Source organism: Vreelandella zhanjiangensis DSM 21076, from assembly GCF_000377665.1.
In the GTDB taxonomy this organism is placed as follows: Bacteria; Pseudomonadota; Gammaproteobacteria; order Pseudomonadales; family Halomonadaceae; genus Vreelandella; species Vreelandella zhanjiangensis.
Map to the genome: position 1 here is coordinate 160,903 of NZ_KB898646.1, position 16,244 is coordinate 177,146.

Genomic DNA, 16,244 nt, shown 5'->3' on the forward strand with positions numbered 1-16,244 from the left:
ATGTTGTTGACTAAGATGTTGATTAATCGTTGGGCTGTTAAGATGCCCGCTTTTCCCTGGCTGGCGACTGCACTGGTTTCATGAATACACCCTTTTCTGAACGCGACCACGCTTGGTTCTTACATCATCGCTATCCTAAGGCGCTGATCCCCTTGCAGCAACTCCATTTAGGACAAGGTGAGGGCGAATGGGTGTCTCAGGGTATGGAGCCGCTCTTTGAGTTGAAAGGCCGCTTGCCTTGGCCGGGCTGGAACATGATCGAGGTAGATGCCCAAAGCAGCGTTAGCGGTGTGGTAGCAACGTTAACGCTTGAGTCTGCCAAGCGGCAGGTGACCTTTGATTTTCCTATGCGCCACGGCAAGGTTACCAAGCGCCTTGTATATGTGCCGCGCGGGGTCAAACGGGTTACCTTTGCCCCCATGAATGGGGCAGGTACCTTCACCCTTCGTCACTTCAAGTTTGTATGGCTGACCCCTCAGTTCGCCTACAACCGCCTGCTTCAGCGGCTGGCTAACATGCACCAGCACTACCGCGATCTGCCCTTGGCGGAAGTGAAGCAGAGCTTGCAGCAGCAGGCCGTTAAGCAGAGCCGGAAGTGGCAAACCATAGCGCTTGAGGACTACGACAGCACCTTTATCAGCATGTCGACGCGCCGCCACTATCAGCAGTGGATTCGGCAGATTGAACAGCGCCGTGGGCCTGGTGAGCACGATATCCATGCTAGGAATGGTTTTTCTTGCAGCGTACTGCTTGTTGGCGAACCCATTGATGCTGATACTTCAGCCTTTAGAGAGCGTTTGAATCATAGCTTGGCGAGTTTGGCGGAGCAGTCTCTGCCGCCTCGCCAAGTATTGCTGCTGTTAGCGCCCGCTCATCATCGACAATTACATGTTTGGTTGAGTGAATGGCAACGCGAGTTACCCTTTCTTGAAGTGAGGGAAAGCGAAGCACAAAGCGTGGCTGCACGGCGGCTGGAAGCGCTTTCCTATTGCGAACATTCTTGGGTATGGTTCTTACGCTCGGGTGATCGCTTGGCTGAAAATGCTTTATTTCATGCTGCGAGTATTGCGCATGACAATCCTCAGGCGCAGATGTTAGTTGCCGATGAGGACAGCCTGGATGAGCACGGTATACGCCACTCGCCAATCTTCAAGCCGGAATATAATCCCGATTTGCTACTCTCGATGCCGTATATGGGGCGAGCGGTGTGCTATCAACATACGCTGGTGCCGAGGCTAGCAGCGGAAAGTTATGCTGAGCATGCTAATAACGCCGATTGGCTGGATTACGCACAGACGTTAAGCGTACTCCGTCGCCACGATTTCACTACTGCTTGGCTGGCGCATGTGCCGCATATTGCTTATCACGGTGTGCCTGAGAAGGCGGAGGCATCGTTTGTTTCATTGTTGCAGCAGCACCTGGATTTGATTAACGCTAAAGCCCAGGTAAGCGAAGGCTTGTTGGCCAGCACTCAGCGGGTGCGCTGGCCAATGCCAGAGCCTGCGCCATTAGTTAGCCTATTGGTGCCAACGCGCGATGGGGTGAATATTCTGCGCCCCTGCGTAGATGCGCTGCTGGAGCGCACCGACTATACCCATTTCGAGCTTTTGATTCTGGATAACCAAAGCTCCTGCCCTGAAACGCTGGCTTACCTAAGCGATGTAGAGGCGCGGGATTCACGGGTAAAAGTGCTGCACTGGGATTATCCCTTCAACTACTCATCAATCAATAACTTTGGCGCGGCTCAGGCACGTGGCAGCATCATTGGGTTAATCAATAACGATATTGAGCCAATGGAGGGCACGTGGCTAACCGAAATGGTGGAGCAGGTGTCACGCCCAGAGATTGGCTGCGTGGGTGCCAAACTCTATTACCCTAACGATACCGTGCAACATGGCGGGGTGATTCTAGGGTTAGGTGGTTTGGCTGGCCACGCACATCGTTTTTTTCAGCGTGATGAAGATGGCTATATGGGCCGTTTGAAAGTCACTCAGAACCTTTCAGCCGTGACTGCTGCCTGCCTGCTGCTTCGCAAGTCAGTGTTCGATGAAGTGAATGGCCTGAACGAGGCTGACTTGGCCGTGGCGTATAATGATGTGGATTTATGCATCAAGGTGCGTGAAGCCGGTTATCGTAATCTTTGGACGCCTTACGCAGCGCTTTATCATCACGAATCAATTTCTCGTGGTGCAGATGACACTCCTGAAAAGCGTGCCCGGTGGTTAAGTGAGTATGCTTACATGCGCAAAGCCTGGGGCGAATTGTTGGATAGTGACCCGGCTTACAACCCTAATTTAACGCTTGTGCATGAAGACTTCTCGCTGAGATAAATGTGATAAGTAGGGAGTGAGGCGTGAGAAGCAAGTCACAATGGGTCATTCTCAGCGATGGCGGGCAGCCAACGGAAGATATCTACTTTCTGGAATCGGCGGCTCCTGCGTTAAAGCGTCAAGGCGCTAAGGTGGAGCGCGTTATCGCCTCACGTTCTTTTGGCGCTGCATGGCTGCATAGCCGAGCGTTTCTACATCAATATTCAGGCGCCAATATACTGCTTTGCCGCTCACTGCCTTATAGCTGGCTGCGCTGGCTTGAGCGTCATCGCAATGCTTTTGGCTACATCGCTTATTTGATTGATGACGATATTGCCGCTGCGGCTCACGACTCGACCTTGCCCAAGGCATATCGTCAGCGTATGGCGCGGATTGCTCATCTTCAGCCACGTCTGCTGGCGCTTAGTAATGAAGTGGTGGCATGCAGTGAAAAGCTTGCCCAGCGTTTTTATGCCCGGCATTCTCATGTTTCAGTATTAACGCCGCCATTGATCGCGCCCTTGCCAGCCCTAGAGCATTTTATACAGCCTCCCTCAGCGCAGGCGCCGTGGCAAATTGGTTTTCACGGCACGCGTGCTCACCTTAATGATCTGCTGCATATAGTACCTGCGCTGTGGGCTATTCAGCAGAGTCGAAAGGATACCCAGCTTGAAATCATGCTGGGCAAACATACCCCTAAACAGCTTGCTGACTTGCCTCGGGTCAACACACCAGACCCGCTGCCTTGGCAAGCATTTCGCCACTACCAAGCCAACCGCCAACTGCATATCGGTTTGGCGCCCCTTTTAGATACGCCATTTAACGCAGGCAAATCATTCATTAAGTTTCTGGATATTACCGCGATGGGCGGCGTGGGTATTTACTCAAACCGCTACCCTTATACAGAGGTGGTCCGCCACGGTGAGAATGGTTTGCTGGTAGAAGATTCCCCTGCTGCGTGGCAGGCTGCTTTACGGCAATTATTGGACGATCCACAAGCAACCGTTGCGATGGCTCAACAGGCGGCACTGGACGCGCAACATATCGGTGACCTGCAACATGCCGCCACGTTCTGGCAGGCTCGATAGGGCAGTGATAAGTATTACAAAGGAGTGAAATGTATGGATGCTATTGTAAAAGCATTTTTTGATGAAAAACCAAATGCCAATATCGTTAGAGAGCGCGTGACGTTTGGCACGTCAGGTCACCGCGGCCGCGCCACCGAGCGTACCTTCAACGCATCACATATCTACGCCATTACTCAGGCAGTGGTGGATTACCGTATTGAGGCAGGCTACCAAGGGCCGCTGTTTTTAGGTTTCGATACCCACGCTCTTTCCCGGCCAGCCTGGGAGTGCGCGCTGCAAGTGCTGGCCGCTAACCAAGTGCCGGTTCTTGTAGAAAAAGAGGCTGGCTACACCGCCACGCCCTTGGTTAGCCACGCCATTTTGCAGCACAACGCTTCAAACCAAGCATTAGCCGATGGCTTGATCATTACACCTTCGCATAACCCGCCTGAAGATGGTGGCATTAAGTACAACCCCTCCCACGGTGGGCCGGCGGATACAGAAGCCACATCGTGGATAGAGCTACGTGCCAATGCCTATCTTCTACGTGAGCTTGGCGATGTGTCGCTTGTTTCTGTGGAAGAGGCGCTTGCCCATGCTCAGGAGTACGATTTTACCGCGCAGTACGTAGCCCAACTGGGTAACGTCATGGATATGGAGGCCATTCAGAATGCCAACCTGACGTTAGGCGCTGACCCAATGGGCGGTACCTCATTGCCGGTATGGCAAGCGGTTGCTGCCCACTACCATCTGAGCCTTGAGGTAGTGAATACCACGGTTGATCCTGAATTTGCGTTTATGCCACCCGATCACGACGGCAAGATCCGTATGGATTGCTCAAGTTCAGCGGCCATGGCGAACCTGCTGGATATCAAGGACCGCTTTGATGTGGCGTTTGGCAACGATCCGGATGCCGACCGCCACGGCATTGTCGATGCCAATGGCCTGATGAACCCCAACCACTTTCTGGCTGTATGTATCGACTACCTGATTACTCATCGGCCTGAGTGGGCAGCGTCGCTTAAAATCGGTAAAACGCTGGTGTCTTCTTCGATGATCGACCGCGTTGTGGCGTCACATCAGCGCGAGCTTTATGAAGTGCCGGTTGGTTTCAAGTGGTTTGTTGATGGCCTGCACGAAGGCTGGTTGGCATTTGGCGGTGAAGAGAGCGCCGGGGCTAGCTTGTTAACGCGTGATGGAAAAGCATGGTCCACTGATAAAGACGGCATTGCGTTGTGCTTACTGGCTGCGGAAATTCTGGCGGTGACTGGCAAAACCCCTAGTGAATATTACCGCGAGCTAACTCAGCGCTTTGGCGAGCCTTTCTATAAGCGCGTAGATACCGCCTGCACAGCGGAAGAGAAAGCCGCATTCAAAAAGCTGGATAGCGAAAGCGTAACAGCTCAGGAACTGGCCGGCGATGAGATCACTGCAGTACTGGTCGCCGCGCCGGGTAACGGTGCCAGCATTGGCGGTATTAAAGTGACCACCGAAAACGGCTGGTTTGCCGCACGCCCCAGCGGCACGGAATCGCTTTATAAAGTGTATGCCGAAAGCTTTAAAGGCCCCGAGCATCTGGATGAATTGATTGAAAGCGCCACTGCTTTACTCGCCGAAGTATTGAAAGGGTAGGGTTTATCACCGGTTTCGGTGGCAAGGCCAGTGCGGCTGGCGCCGCTACCCGCGCCGGGCCGCCGCTGCGGGTGCCTTATTTGCTCGTACCTCGCAAAAACGTTACTACGCGCTACGGTGGTTGACTGGCTTTAATCCGGCGAGATAAACATGTAGCGCGTGGTAAGCGCCAGCGCACCCGCGGCCCGGCGCGAAAGCAGCGCAGAGCGGTGCCGGGGTTGGTGCAAAGACCAATGGGTTGGCACCTCAGAGCAATACTCGCAATGCCTTTTCACTTTTAACATTTAGCATCGTATAGGGGCTATATTTTATCCTATTGTAAGTTAATGGATTAACGAGCAAGGAACTTGAACTGGCTTTGTATTTGCGTCATGCACAGTGGGTTCATTGATAGAAACGAAGTTTCAAGGATGAAATCATGAATGTATCAAAGCTTTCACGCTCCCCGCGTGCTTATACGCCGGTAACGGCATTGGCTGCCCATGCTGAGCAATTACAGGCGCAATCTTTAAGCGATCTTTTAGGTGGCGATACATCCTCCGCCCAGCAGCGCGCAAGCGATTTGGCCTTTACCTTCGGCTCGCTTCACGTTGATTTCAGCAAACAACGCATTACCCCTCATACGCTAAAGCTTTTAAGTGTCTGGGCACGTAGCTGCGGGGTTGAAACAAAACGCACGGCCTTGTTTGCCGGTGAAAACGTCAATACCTCTGAGCGGCGGGCAGCATTGCATATGGCCGCCCGCTGGCCTAGCACTAAAAAGCCGCCTAGCGGTATGGAGTCAGCCGCTGCTTTCTGCCAGCAGCAACAGTCTCGTTTGGCTGAGATGGTGGCGCGCGTACACGAAGGCCTGTGGTTTGGCGCAACGGGCCAAACCATCACCGATGTGGTGCATATTGGCGTGGGTGGCTCAGATTTAGGGCCAAAATTGATCAGTGAGGCCTTGGCTGACCGCCCAAGTCATGAAAAGGTAAGCGTTCATTATGTTTCGACGATGGACGGTGCTCAGTTACTGCCTTTAATGGAGCGTTTGAATCCGGCCACCACGCTTCTGGTATTAGCTTCAAAGTCGTTTACCACTGCTGATACGCAGTTCAACGTGCGTACGGCACTCGCTTGGCTTAGTGAAGCGTTGGAAATAGATGTACCCACGGTTTGTCGCTATCAATTAGTGGGTGTGTCGTCCAAACCTGAAAAGATGACGGGTTTTGGCATTCCTGAAGCGCATCAACTGGTATTTAAAGACTGGATTGGCGGCCGCTTCTCGCTTTGGTCACCCATTGGGGTCAGTGTGGCCATGCAGCTGGGTATGGAGGCATTTAATGCGCTGCTGGCCGGTGCCCATGCCATGGACCAGCACTTTTTAGACGCCCCGCTTGAGGAGAATTTGCCTGCCTTGATGGCGTTGGTCGGAGCCTGGAACTGCCAGTTTTTGAATATTCCGACCCATGCGGTACTACCTTACGATGGCCGATTAAAGAGTCTGTCGGCGTACTTGCAGCAGCTCGAAATGGAATCCAACGGTAAAAGCGTGGGATTGGATGGCCGCTCGGTTACTCATGCTACGTGCCCGATAATATGGGGCGATGTGGGGCCTAATGCGCAGCACGCGTTTTATCAATTACTTCACCAGGGCGGGCATACCGTTAGTGCTGATTTTGTAGCCGTTGCCAAGCGCGATGTGACGGCAACCGATAGCGTAAGCAAGTCATTATGCGCCCAGGAGCAACTGACGCTTGCCAACTGCTTGGCCCAGGCGCAGCTTTTTGCGCTCGGCGATGATGCCATTCCTGCTTCGCTACGCGGCCATATGGCGCAAGGCTATCGGGGTAATCATCCCAATTCTCTACTCTTGCTGAAAGAGTTGAATGCGTGGGGCATTGGCGCGCTATTGGCACTTTATGAACACAAAGTGTTTGTGCAGTCGGTGATTTGGAATCTTAACCCCTTCGATCAACCGGGGGTTGAGCTTGGCAAGCAATTGGCCACCAGCCTCTATGAAATGCTTGCAGGCGAAACACTTGCCCATAACAATGTAAAAGACCCGAGTACAGAACAGCTGCTGTGTAAAATTAACGAGTGGCGCCAGTAACGTAACGGAATAAGGAAGTGAGTAATGACCCAGGTGCGCAAGGCGATTATTCCAGTAGCCGGTTTTGGTACGCGTTTATTGCCTATTAGTAAGGCAATCCCCAAAGAAATGGTGCCCGTTGTTGACCGTCCGTTAATTCAGCATGTCGTAGAGGAGGCGCTGGCGGCCGGTATTAATGAAATCGTGTTGGTAACTCGTTCGGGTAAATCGGCGATTGAAGATCACTTTGATGCCCATGCGGAGCTTGAGGACGCGCTTGCCAGTAAAGGCAAAGATGCCTTGCTGGCAACGCTTGCGGCCATTGCTCCGCCAGAGCTTAAAATTACCAGCGTACGCCAGCCGAACGCTCAAGGCCTGGGCCATGCGGTGTTCTGCGCCGCCCATTTGTTGGGTAAAGATGAGCCGTTTGCCGTTATCCTGCCGGATGTACTCGTAAAGCCTCAGGCAGACAGCAATACCTGTGACCTGGGCCGTATGGTTGAACTTTGGGACGCCAGCAACGCTGCACAAATCATGGTAGAGGCGGTGCCACAGGAAGACGTTTATCGTTACGGTATCGTTGACTGCGACGAGCCCAGTGCCGGTGAAAGCGCGGACATGCGCGGCGTGGTCGAAAAACCCAAGCCTGAAGAAGCGCCTTCGCGGCTGTCGGTGATTGGTCGTTACATTCTGCCGTATCGGATTATGGAGCTTTTACGTGACCAGCCCCCCGGTGCCGGTAATGAAATTCAGTTAACCGATGCGATTGACCGGCTAATGCAGGAAGGCCAGCAGGTTCAAGCGTTCCGTATGCAGGGGCGCACTTTTGACTGTGGCCATATTGAAGGCTGGCTGCAGGCGAATAATACTCTGGCGCGTGAAGCAGGGTATAACCTGTAAGCATCGAATGCTTATGCTTTATAGAAAACCGTCTGCAGTGAACTGCAGGCGGTTTTCGCGTTTTTTCAGCCACCATTTTCTACAAGGGCCGTTATGGAGAGTTTACTAACGCAGGTGCTGGGCATTGCCCGTGAAGCGGGCAGCGCTATTTTAAAAGTGTACGCCCAGGATTTTGAGGTGGAAATCAAATCCGACCACAGCCCGGTAACGGCGGCTGATAACGCGGCTAATCAGGTGATCATAAACGGTCTCAATGCTCTTGAAGAGAAGATCCCTATTCTTTCCGAGGAAGGGGGCGAAGACTTTGCCGGGCCCGATGCAAAAGGGCGCTACTGGCTAATCGACCCTTTGGATGGCACAAAGGAGTTTGTTAAGCGCAACGATGAGTTCACGGTTAACATCGCCCTGATTGAGCACGGCAAGCCTGTATTAGGCGTGGTGCTGGCACCGGTATTTAACGTGGCGTATATCGCGGCCACAGGGGTGGGTGCATTCAAGATTGATGAGCATGGGCAGCAAACCCCTATTCGCGTTTCTGGTAAGCCAGGTGAAGGACAGAAATGGCGCGTGATGGGCAGCCGTTCCCACGCACATCCTCACCTTGAGCGTTGGTTAAAGCAGTTAGGCCCGCATGAGACACGACCCATGGGCAGCTCGTTAAAATTCGGCATCATCGCCGAAGGCAGCGCCGATGTGTATCCGCGTTTAGGCCCCACCAGCCTATGGGACACCGCCGCCGCCCAAGCGGTCGTTGAGCAGGCGGGTGGGCGTGTGGTGACTTTAGACGGCACGCCACTCAGCTACGCTAACCCTGCTGAAATTCTTAACCCTAATTTTGTTGTCTGGGGGCATTAAAACGTATAGCGAAGCGGTGCCAGGTTTGGGTGCCAAGGCCTGGGCGGCTGGCGCCGTCATCCGCGCCGGGCCGCCGCTGCGGGTGCCTCATGCTCGTTCCTCGCATTCGTTACCACGCGCTACGGTTGACTGCCAGATTCCAATTTGGCGCGATACCCATGTAGCGCGTGGTAAGCGCCAGCGCACCCGCGGGAGCAGCGCAAAGCGGTGCCGGGGTTGGGTGCCGAGGCCAAGGGCGGCTTACGCCGCCTCCCGCGGGTGCCTAATTTGCTCGTTCCTCGCAAAACGTTACCACGCGCTACGGGTGGTTGCCTGGCTCTAATACGGTGCGATAACCATGTAGCGCGGCGTAAGCGTCAGCGCACCCGCGAGAGCAGCGCAAAGCGGTGCCGGGGTTAGGTGCCGAGATCTGGGCGGCTGGCGCCGCCTCCCGCGGGTGCCTTATGCTCGTCCTCGCATGCGTTACCACGCGCTACGGTGGTTGCCGGATTCCAATTTGGCGCGAACCATGTAGCGCGGCGTAAGCGTCAGCGCACCCGCGGGAGCAGCGCAAAGCGGTGCCGGGGTTGGGTGCCGAGGCCAAGGCGGCTGGCGCCGCCTCTCGCGGGTGCCTAATTTGCTCGTTCCTCGCAAAACGTTACCACGCGCTACGGTTGGGTGCCTGGCTCTAATACGGTGCGAGATACATGTAGCGCGGCGTAAGCGTCAGCGCACCCGCGGAAGCGGTGCTGGGGCGAGTGCCAAGCCAGTGCCTATTCCCAATTCATTTCGGCAACTTGGGGGGTATGTTGTGAGCCCCAATCACTTTCGTACCAACCTTTCTTTACGCATTGGTGAAAGCTTGACCACTCCCAATCGCGCGGTGCTTTGGCCCAGCCGTGTTTTACTGGGTTGTAGTGAATGTAATCCATATGCCGCTGCCAATCGTGTTCATCACGGATCACGTGCTCCCAGAAGCCGCGTTGCCAAGCGCCTGAGCTTTTACTGGGAAGCTGGAATTCATTCGATGCGTATTTTTTGATATCTCTCCAGCGGGAGGAGTAATCCACATCGCCTTCGGGCAGAGTCCAGAGGCAGTGTAGGTGGTCGGGAAGTAGTACAAATGCATCCATTACAAAAGGCCGTTCGTGGCGCACTCGTCGAAAAGCTCTCCCAAGGGCATTGATGTTAAGTTGATCGGCGAGCAACGGCTGGCGCGAATGAGTCACGACAGTAAAGAAATAGGTGCCTCCAGGCACGTATGCTCGTCGGTAAGTTGCCATCGCTGCCTTCCTTCAGAAATATAGTGTAAATATTACGAAGTAAGGTTAATGGTTTGAGGAGTGTATTTCATCTGTGAGGTGCTTGTATTCATGTCAGGACGCCGTTGCGGGTGCGCTAACGCTTACACCGCACTACATGTTCATTGCATGTATTAAATGTAGTGCGTGGTAAGTCTTGGGCGCATCCGCTACGGCGTTTGGCCACCGTGGTCAAGCGCGAAAGGAGGGGCAAATATGCTTAACGATGAAACTGCTGTTCGCGTTCGGGCTGCCATAAAATGGCATCGATGCGAAGGCGTGCTTCAGCATTGTTAGGCAGCGGCCAGTCGATAATATCGCCTACTTTGAGGCCGATAAGACCGGCGCCAATCGGAGCCATCACCGAGATGCCGTCTTCCACCGTGCTTAGCGCATGGGGGTAAACCAGTGTGCGTACCATTTGACGCCCGCGGGTTAAATCGGTGAAGCGAATTTGGCTATTCATGCTGACCACATTGTCAGGAATATCCTTGGGATCAATCACTTCCCCACGGGCTAACTCTTCCTCGAGCAGCGTGGCTACGGCAAGCTCTTTATCGCTTGCGTTATCAATCAAGCGCTGCAAGCGTTCTGCATCAAGACGGTTAATAATAATGGGAGGACGCTGCCCCATGGTTACTCTCCTTAGAAAGCAATGAAATCAATCGTGTACTTCAATTAAACAGTAAATAAACGATTTTTGTACCTATCAATAAAAACAGCCCTCCCCGAAAAGGGAGGACTGTTCGCCACTGCCAGTGTAAGCGATCTAGCAGAGGAAGGCGATTACATTACTCCTTGCTCGATCATGGCGTCTGCAACCTTTCTGAACCCGGCAATATTGGCGCCCAGTACCAGGTTGGTGGGGTCGCCGAACTCTTCCGCCGTGGTGGAGCACTGCTGGTAAATATTGGCCATTATCTCTTTAAGCTTCTGGTCAACTTTTTCAAGCGGCCACTGTTCCATACTGCTATTTTGCGCCATTTCCAGCTGACTGGTCGCTACGCCGCCAGCATTCGCTGCCTTACCTGGGCCGTAGGCAATCTTGGCCGCCAGGAAGCAGTCAACAGCCTCGGTGGTGGAGGGCATATTGGCGCCTTCGCTCACACAGTTAACCCCGTTGGCGAGTAGCGTTTTGGCATCGAGCTCGGTTAACTCGTTTTGCGTGGCGCTCGGGAAGGCAGCGTTCGCTTTGATGTGCCAAACCGCATGACCACCTTGCGGGTAATTCTGGGCGCTAATGTAGTGTGCGTCAGGACGCTCGCTTAAGTACTCTTCAAGCGATACACGCTTTACTTCTTTGAGCTGCTTAAGAAGCTCAAGATCGATACCGTTGGGATCGTGAATCGTGCCGCGAGAGTCGCTACAGGTGATGGGGGTGGCGCCCAGTTCATAAAGCTTTTCAATAGTATAGATAGCCACGTTACCCGCGCCGGATACCAGGCAGTTTTTACCTTCAAGGCTTTCGCCACGGTCGGCCAGCATATTTTGCGCGAAGTAAACCGCACCATAACCGGTAGCTTCTTTACGGCCCAGAGAGCCGCCCCAGTTCAAACCCTTGCCGGTTAATACGCCTTCATAGCGACCGGTGAGGCGTTTGTATTGCCCATACATATACCCAATTTCACGCGCGCCAACGCCGATATCACCCGCCGGCACATCGCGGGTCGGGCCGATGTGACGGTAAAGTTCCGACATGAAGGCCTGGCAGAAACGCATGATTTCGTTGTCTGATTTGCCCTTCGGGTCAAAGTCAGAGCCGCCTTTGCCGCCGCCAATAGGCAGCCCGGTTAAGGCGTTTTTAAAGATTTGTTCAAAACCCAGGAATTTGATGGTGCCTGCAGTAACGCTTGGGTGAAAGCGTAAGCCGCCTTTATACGGGCCAAGCGCTGAGTTGAACTGAATGCGGTAGCCTTTATTTACCCGCACTTGACCTGAATCGTCTAACCAGCAAACGCGGAACATGATCTGGCGCTCGGGTTCTACCATGCGCTCAATGATGCTGTGCTTAAGATAGTGCGGCTGGCGCTCAAACAGCGGACGCAGGCATTCCAGAACTTCTTCAGCGGCTTGGTAAAATTCAACTTGAGCGGGGCTGCTAAGCTTTAAGCGGGTCAGCGTATCGTGAACATAAGGCATGAAAAAGTACCATTTAATAGGGATTAAAAACGTTGTTAGCTGGCCAGCTCTTTCAAGTATTAAACGGCTGATGTGCTTTTTTGCATACCCTATGTCGTTTCGGAATGAGTAAAAAAATATAAAAATTTAGACTAAAGTTGAAAGATTTTTGCTCGAAACTATTTTATTAGTATTTACTAACTAACAGTAATTAAACGTTTTCGGCTGTTGATGTAGAATTGTTGGTGTATAGCATCTAAGGGCGACTGCCGCAGGCGGGCTGATGCTGCGCTGCGGTTAACCCCATCTCAGGTTATTGAGGAAATCCTCATATGTAGCGCGTGGTAACAAATCTTGCGAGGTACGAGCAAATGCGGCACCCGCGAATGGCGGCTGCCAAGCCGCCTGGGCCGTGCCATCCAACCCTGGTACCGCTTCACGTTGCTCCCGCGCCGGGCCGCCGCCGCGGGTGCGCTAACGCTTACACCGCGCTACATTTGAACGGTGCCATGTTTGATAGGGGCGAGAATCGTAGCGCGTGGTAACAAATCTTGCGAGGTACGAGCAAATGCGGCACCCGCGAATGGCGGCTGCCAAGCCGCCCGGGCCGTGCCACCCAAACTTGGCACCGCTTCGCGCTGCTCCCGCGGGTGCGCTGGCGCTTACCACGCGCTACATGTGTATCGCACCTAACTGGAATTCAGCAACGTATCGTAGGGCTTGATAACGAAGGCGAGGTATACGCATCCGCGGCAGTGTTTGAGCCATCAATGCTGGAGGGTGTTATTGAATAACAAGGCGGCACGAGGCCGCCTTGGCTTGAATTGGCATGAATTAAACGGGCAATACCGCGCCATCGGTGCGCGGCTCGGTGCCGCCTTGAAGTACGCCGTTTTCCGGGTTCCGCAGAATGATCTGGCCGCGGCCAAACGTCAGCGAGTCAGTCGTGCGAATGATGCGGTGGCCACGCCGTTCAAGCGCTTGGGCAAGGTGGTCTGGAAAGCCGGGTTCCACTTCCACTGTTTTGCCTTCTACCCACTTCCAGCGGGGTAGATCCAGCGCGGCCTGGGGGTTGAGCTTGTTTTCCAGCATGCTTGCAACCACCTGCACATGGCCTTGCGGCTGCATGTAACCGCCCATGACGCCGAAGGGGCCGACCGCCTGGTCATCCTTGGTAATGAACCCGGGAATAATGGTGTGATAAGTCCGTTTGCCTGGGCGAAGAACGTTGGCATGCTCCTCATCCAGCGAGAACGACCAGCCGCGGTTTTGCAGGCTGATACCGGTACCCGGCACGACGATGCCCGAGCCGAAACCTTCGAAGTTGCTCTGGATGAACGACACCATATTGCCTTCATCGTCGGCCGTTGAAAGATATACCGTGCCGCCCATCAGCGGGTTGCCATGAGTCGGGTCAATGGCGTCATGGCCAATCAGCTCGCTGCGCTGCTTGAGGTAGGCAGGTGAGAGCATCTGCTCGACGCTTGGCGTCATGTGTTCAGGCTCGGTGATATAGCGCAGCCCATCCACATAGCCCAGCTTGGTAGCTTCGATACGCCGGTGCAGTGATTCAACGCCGTTGTGTGGCTCATCGCCCATGGCTTCCAGAATTCCCAGCGCCTGAAGCGCAATCAAGCCACTGCCGTTGGGCGGGATTTCCCAGATATCATGACCGCGGTAGCGAACGCTGATGGGGTCGACCCATTCCGGGGTGAACGCTTCCAGATCTTCCTTGCGCAAAAAACCGCCGTGCTGACGTGAGAAGGCGTCCATGGCATCGGCAAGCTCGCCTTCATAAAAAGCCTTGGCGCGGGTTTCGCCAATCGCACGCAGCGTTTTGGCCATTTCCGGCGAGCGCCAGGTATCACCCGCTCTAGGCGCGTGGCCTTTTGGTGCGAAGTGTTCAAGCCAGGGCGCAAACTCGGGGCGGTCGTATTGGCCGTAGCGGACGTGGGCTTTCTCCCACAGCTGGCTGGCGGTTGGTTGTACGGCGTAGCCCTCTTCGGCGAGCTGAATGGCGGGTGCCATGAGCGCTTCAAAAGGCAGCTTGCCAAAGCGTTCGGAAAGCGTGGCCCAGGCGCCCGGCGCGCCGGGTACCGTCACCGGGATTAAGCCATGGGCCGGCATCTCGGTATGGCCTTTTTCGCGCACTCCTTCGCAGGAAATACCCTTGGGGGCGCGGCCGCTGGCATTCAAACCGTGCAGTTTGTCTTTCACCCAGACCAGTGCGAAGGCGTCGCTGCCGATACCGTTGGAAGTGGGTTCAACAACGGTTAGCGCGGCAGCGGTTGCAATGGCTGCATCGATGGCGTTGCCGCCATCGCGTAGAATATTGGCACCCACTTGAGCGGCTAGTGACTGGGAAGTGGCGACCATGCCGCGCTTGCCAAAGGTGACGGTACGGCGCGAGGCGGCAGGGTAGTAATGGGGATCAAGAGTCATGATTTATTCCTTATTCTTGAGAGACGCCATCTTGATAGGCGTTATTCTGGGCTGCGTCAGCGCGCTGGGCCAGCAAACGGCGCTGGCGAATATAGCTATAGATGCTGTAAGCCACGGAAACCACGGCCAGCGTTAATAGCAGAGCCGAAATTGGACGAGTGAAGAATAGTGTCCAGTCGGCGCTTGTCTGAAAGGCACGCCGCAGATTGGTTTCAGCAATGGGGCCTAGCACTACGCCAAGAACGAGCGGAGCCAACGGGTAGTCCAGCTTCTTCATCAAATAGCCGATGGTGCCGATGGCGGCCAACAGGTAAAGATCGGAGAGGCGGTTGTTCAGTGTGTAGGTGCCGATAGCGCAGCAGGCAAGTACCACCGGTACCACGATGTACTTGGGTACATTCAAAAGCCGCATGAAAGCACGCATCATCAATATGCCGATAAACAGCATGAAGAACGATGCGACCGCCATGGCGATGAACATGCTGTACACCAGATCCGGGTGGTCCAGTATCAAACGCGGCCCGATGCTGATGCCATGCACCATGATCGCCGCCATGAGAACGGCATCGGCAGGGGAGCCTGGAATGCCTAGTGAGATAAGCGGAATCAGGCTGCCGCCCACGGTGGAGGAGTTGCCAGCTTCCGAGGCGACCACGCCTTCCGGCTCGCCCTTGCCGAAGGTTTCCGGATGCTTGGAGGCGCGCTTGGCCTGATCATAAGCCACCAGATTGGAGATCGAGCTGCCGGCCCCGGGCACCGCGCCGATGAATACGCCCAGCAATGAAGAACGAACGATGTTGATCGGTTTGCGCATGGTGCTTTTGACCACATCCCACAGATGCGGCCGCATATCGCCGCTAACCAGTGACGAGGACGAGGCCTGCTGGCTGGACGAGGTGGGTTCGAGTTCGGAAAGCAACTGGCTCATGGCGTACATGCCAATCAGCACTACCAGAAAGGGAATGCCTGCCGTGAGTAACTCATAGCCGAAGGTAAAGCGTTCGCGCGCCATCAACGGGTCGGGGCCGATGGTCGCAATCGCAATGCCGATCAACCCGGCGATCAACCCTCGCATGAGAGAGTCACCCACCAGGCTTGCAATGATCGTGAGCGCAAAGACGATCAGCGCAAAGTACTCCCAGGGACCGAGTTTGACGGCCAGCAATGCCAGTGGCGGAGCGGCGACGATCAAGATCACAATCGATATCAGCGAGCCCACGAAGGAAGCGAACAGCCCCAGTGACAGCGCGCGACCGGGCTGGCCGCTGCGCGCCATCGGGAAGGCGTCGAACGTGGTGGCAACCGCTGAAGGTGTGCCGGGAATGCCCAGCAGCGCGGCGCTGAACAAACCGCCGCTCAAGCCCCCCACATAAACCGAGAGCATGACGGCAATCCCCTGCATGGGGGGCATGGCGAAGGTAAGCGGCAGCGTCAACACGATGGCCATAGTAATGGTGAAGCCTGGGATGGCGGCTGCAACAATACCGGCAAAGGTGGCCACCGCCATCAGCATCAGCGTATAGGGCTCGGTGACGCCGCCGAGGGCGAGTAGAAATGCATCCATTAAGAG

At 54.7% G+C, this 16,244-nt stretch carries 11 protein-coding genes; 6 read left to right on the top strand and 5 right to left on the bottom strand.

The window, feature by feature from the left end; translation table 11 throughout:
- Positions 1-80: 80 nt before the first annotated feature.
- From D467_RS0100625 to cysQ, 6 genes are all read left to right on the top strand, one after another.
- The gene (locus tag D467_RS0100625; RefSeq protein ID WP_018915563.1) at positions 81-2,330 is read left to right on the top strand and encodes a glycosyltransferase family 2 protein; all 2,250 of its coding nucleotides are present in this window, start codon (positions 81-83) and stop codon (positions 2,328-2,330) included.
- 23 nt (positions 2,331-2,353) lie between these two features.
- Positions 2,354-3,397 (top strand): glycosyltransferase family protein, encoded by a 1,044-nt coding sequence (locus D467_RS0100630; RefSeq protein ID WP_018915564.1) that lies wholly within the window; start codon positions 2,354-2,356, stop codon positions 3,395-3,397.
- 33 nt (positions 3,398-3,430) lie between these two features.
- Positions 3,431-5,008, top strand: a complete 1,578-nt coding sequence (pgm, locus tag D467_RS0100635) for a phosphoglucomutase (alpha-D-glucose-1,6-bisphosphate-dependent) (RefSeq protein WP_018915565.1) — start codon at positions 3,431-3,433, stop codon at positions 5,006-5,008.
- A gap of 418 nt (positions 5,009-5,426) precedes the next feature.
- Complete coding sequence (pgi, locus tag D467_RS0100640; RefSeq protein WP_018915566.1) at positions 5,427-7,100, top strand: glucose-6-phosphate isomerase; 1,674 nt, start codon at positions 5,427-5,429, stop codon at positions 7,098-7,100.
- Positions 7,101-7,124: 24 nt separating this feature from the next.
- A complete protein-coding gene (locus D467_RS0100645) occupies positions 7,125-7,979 on the top strand; it encodes a UTP--glucose-1-phosphate uridylyltransferase (RefSeq protein WP_018915567.1) in 855 nt (284 codons plus the stop codon).
- 93 nt (positions 7,980-8,072) lie between these two features.
- Positions 8,073-8,834 carry a 3'(2'),5'-bisphosphate nucleotidase CysQ gene (gene cysQ, locus D467_RS0100650; RefSeq protein WP_018915568.1) on the top strand — a complete coding sequence of 254 codons (762 nt, stop codon included), beginning with the start codon at positions 8,073-8,075 and terminating at the stop codon, positions 8,832-8,834.
- A gap of 752 nt (positions 8,835-9,586) precedes the next feature.
- Here the strand turns inward: cysQ and D467_RS0100655 are convergent.
- The 5 genes from D467_RS0100655 to D467_RS0100675 all read right to left on the bottom strand — a co-directional run bounded on the left by D467_RS0100655 (position 9,587) and on the right by D467_RS0100675 (position 16,238).
- On the bottom strand, positions 9,587-10,096 hold the full coding sequence (locus D467_RS0100655; RefSeq protein ID WP_018915569.1) for an REP-associated tyrosine transposase: 510 nt from the start codon (positions 10,094-10,096) through the stop codon (positions 9,587-9,589).
- 238 nt (positions 10,097-10,334) lie between these two features.
- Entirely contained in the window at positions 10,335-10,748 is a 414-nt protein-coding gene (gene rnk, locus D467_RS0100660; protein ID WP_018915570.1) for a nucleoside diphosphate kinase regulator, read from the bottom strand.
- A 152-nt stretch (positions 10,749-10,900) separates the two neighbouring features.
- Positions 10,901-12,253, bottom strand: coding sequence for an NADP-specific glutamate dehydrogenase (gene gdhA, locus D467_RS0100665; protein WP_018915571.1), 1,353 nt, complete (start codon positions 12,251-12,253; stop codon positions 10,901-10,903).
- 813 nt (positions 12,254-13,066) lie between these two features.
- Complete coding sequence (locus D467_RS0100670) at positions 13,067-14,674, bottom strand: gamma-glutamyltransferase family protein (protein WP_018915572.1); 1,608 nt, start codon at positions 14,672-14,674, stop codon at positions 13,067-13,069.
- A gap of 10 nt (positions 14,675-14,684) precedes the next feature.
- Positions 14,685-16,238 carry a tripartite tricarboxylate transporter permease gene (locus D467_RS0100675; RefSeq protein WP_018915573.1) on the bottom strand — a complete coding sequence of 518 codons (1,554 nt, stop codon included), beginning with the start codon at positions 16,236-16,238 and terminating at the stop codon, positions 14,685-14,687.
- Positions 16,239-16,244 lie beyond the last annotated feature (6 nt).

Coding starts and splice junctions, on each gene's coding strand:
- D467_RS0100655 (WP_018915569.1), bottom strand. CDS start 10,096: ATGGCAACTTACCGACGAGCATACGTGCCTGGAGGCACCTATTTCTTT.
- pgi (WP_018915566.1), top strand. CDS start 5,427: ATGAATGTATCAAAGCTTTCACGCTCCCCGCGTGCTTATACGCCGGTA.
- D467_RS0100670 (WP_018915572.1), bottom strand. CDS start 14,674: ATGACTCTTGATCCCCATTACTACCCTGCCGCCTCGCGCCGTACCGTC.
- D467_RS0100675 (WP_018915573.1), bottom strand. CDS start 16,238: ATGGATGCATTTCTACTCGCCCTCGGCGGCGTCACCGAGCCCTATACG.
- D467_RS0100645 (WP_018915567.1), top strand. CDS start 7,125: ATGACCCAGGTGCGCAAGGCGATTATTCCAGTAGCCGGTTTTGGTACG.
- gdhA (WP_018915571.1), bottom strand. CDS start 12,253: ATGCCTTATGTTCACGATACGCTGACCCGCTTAAAGCTTAGCAGCCCC.
- pgm (WP_018915565.1), top strand. CDS start 3,431: ATGGATGCTATTGTAAAAGCATTTTTTGATGAAAAACCAAATGCCAAT.
- D467_RS0100625 (WP_018915563.1), top strand. CDS start 81: ATGAATACACCCTTTTCTGAACGCGACCACGCTTGGTTCTTACATCAT.
- cysQ (WP_018915568.1), top strand. CDS start 8,073: ATGGAGAGTTTACTAACGCAGGTGCTGGGCATTGCCCGTGAAGCGGGC.
- rnk (WP_018915570.1), bottom strand. CDS start 10,748: ATGGGGCAGCGTCCTCCCATTATTATTAACCGTCTTGATGCAGAACGC.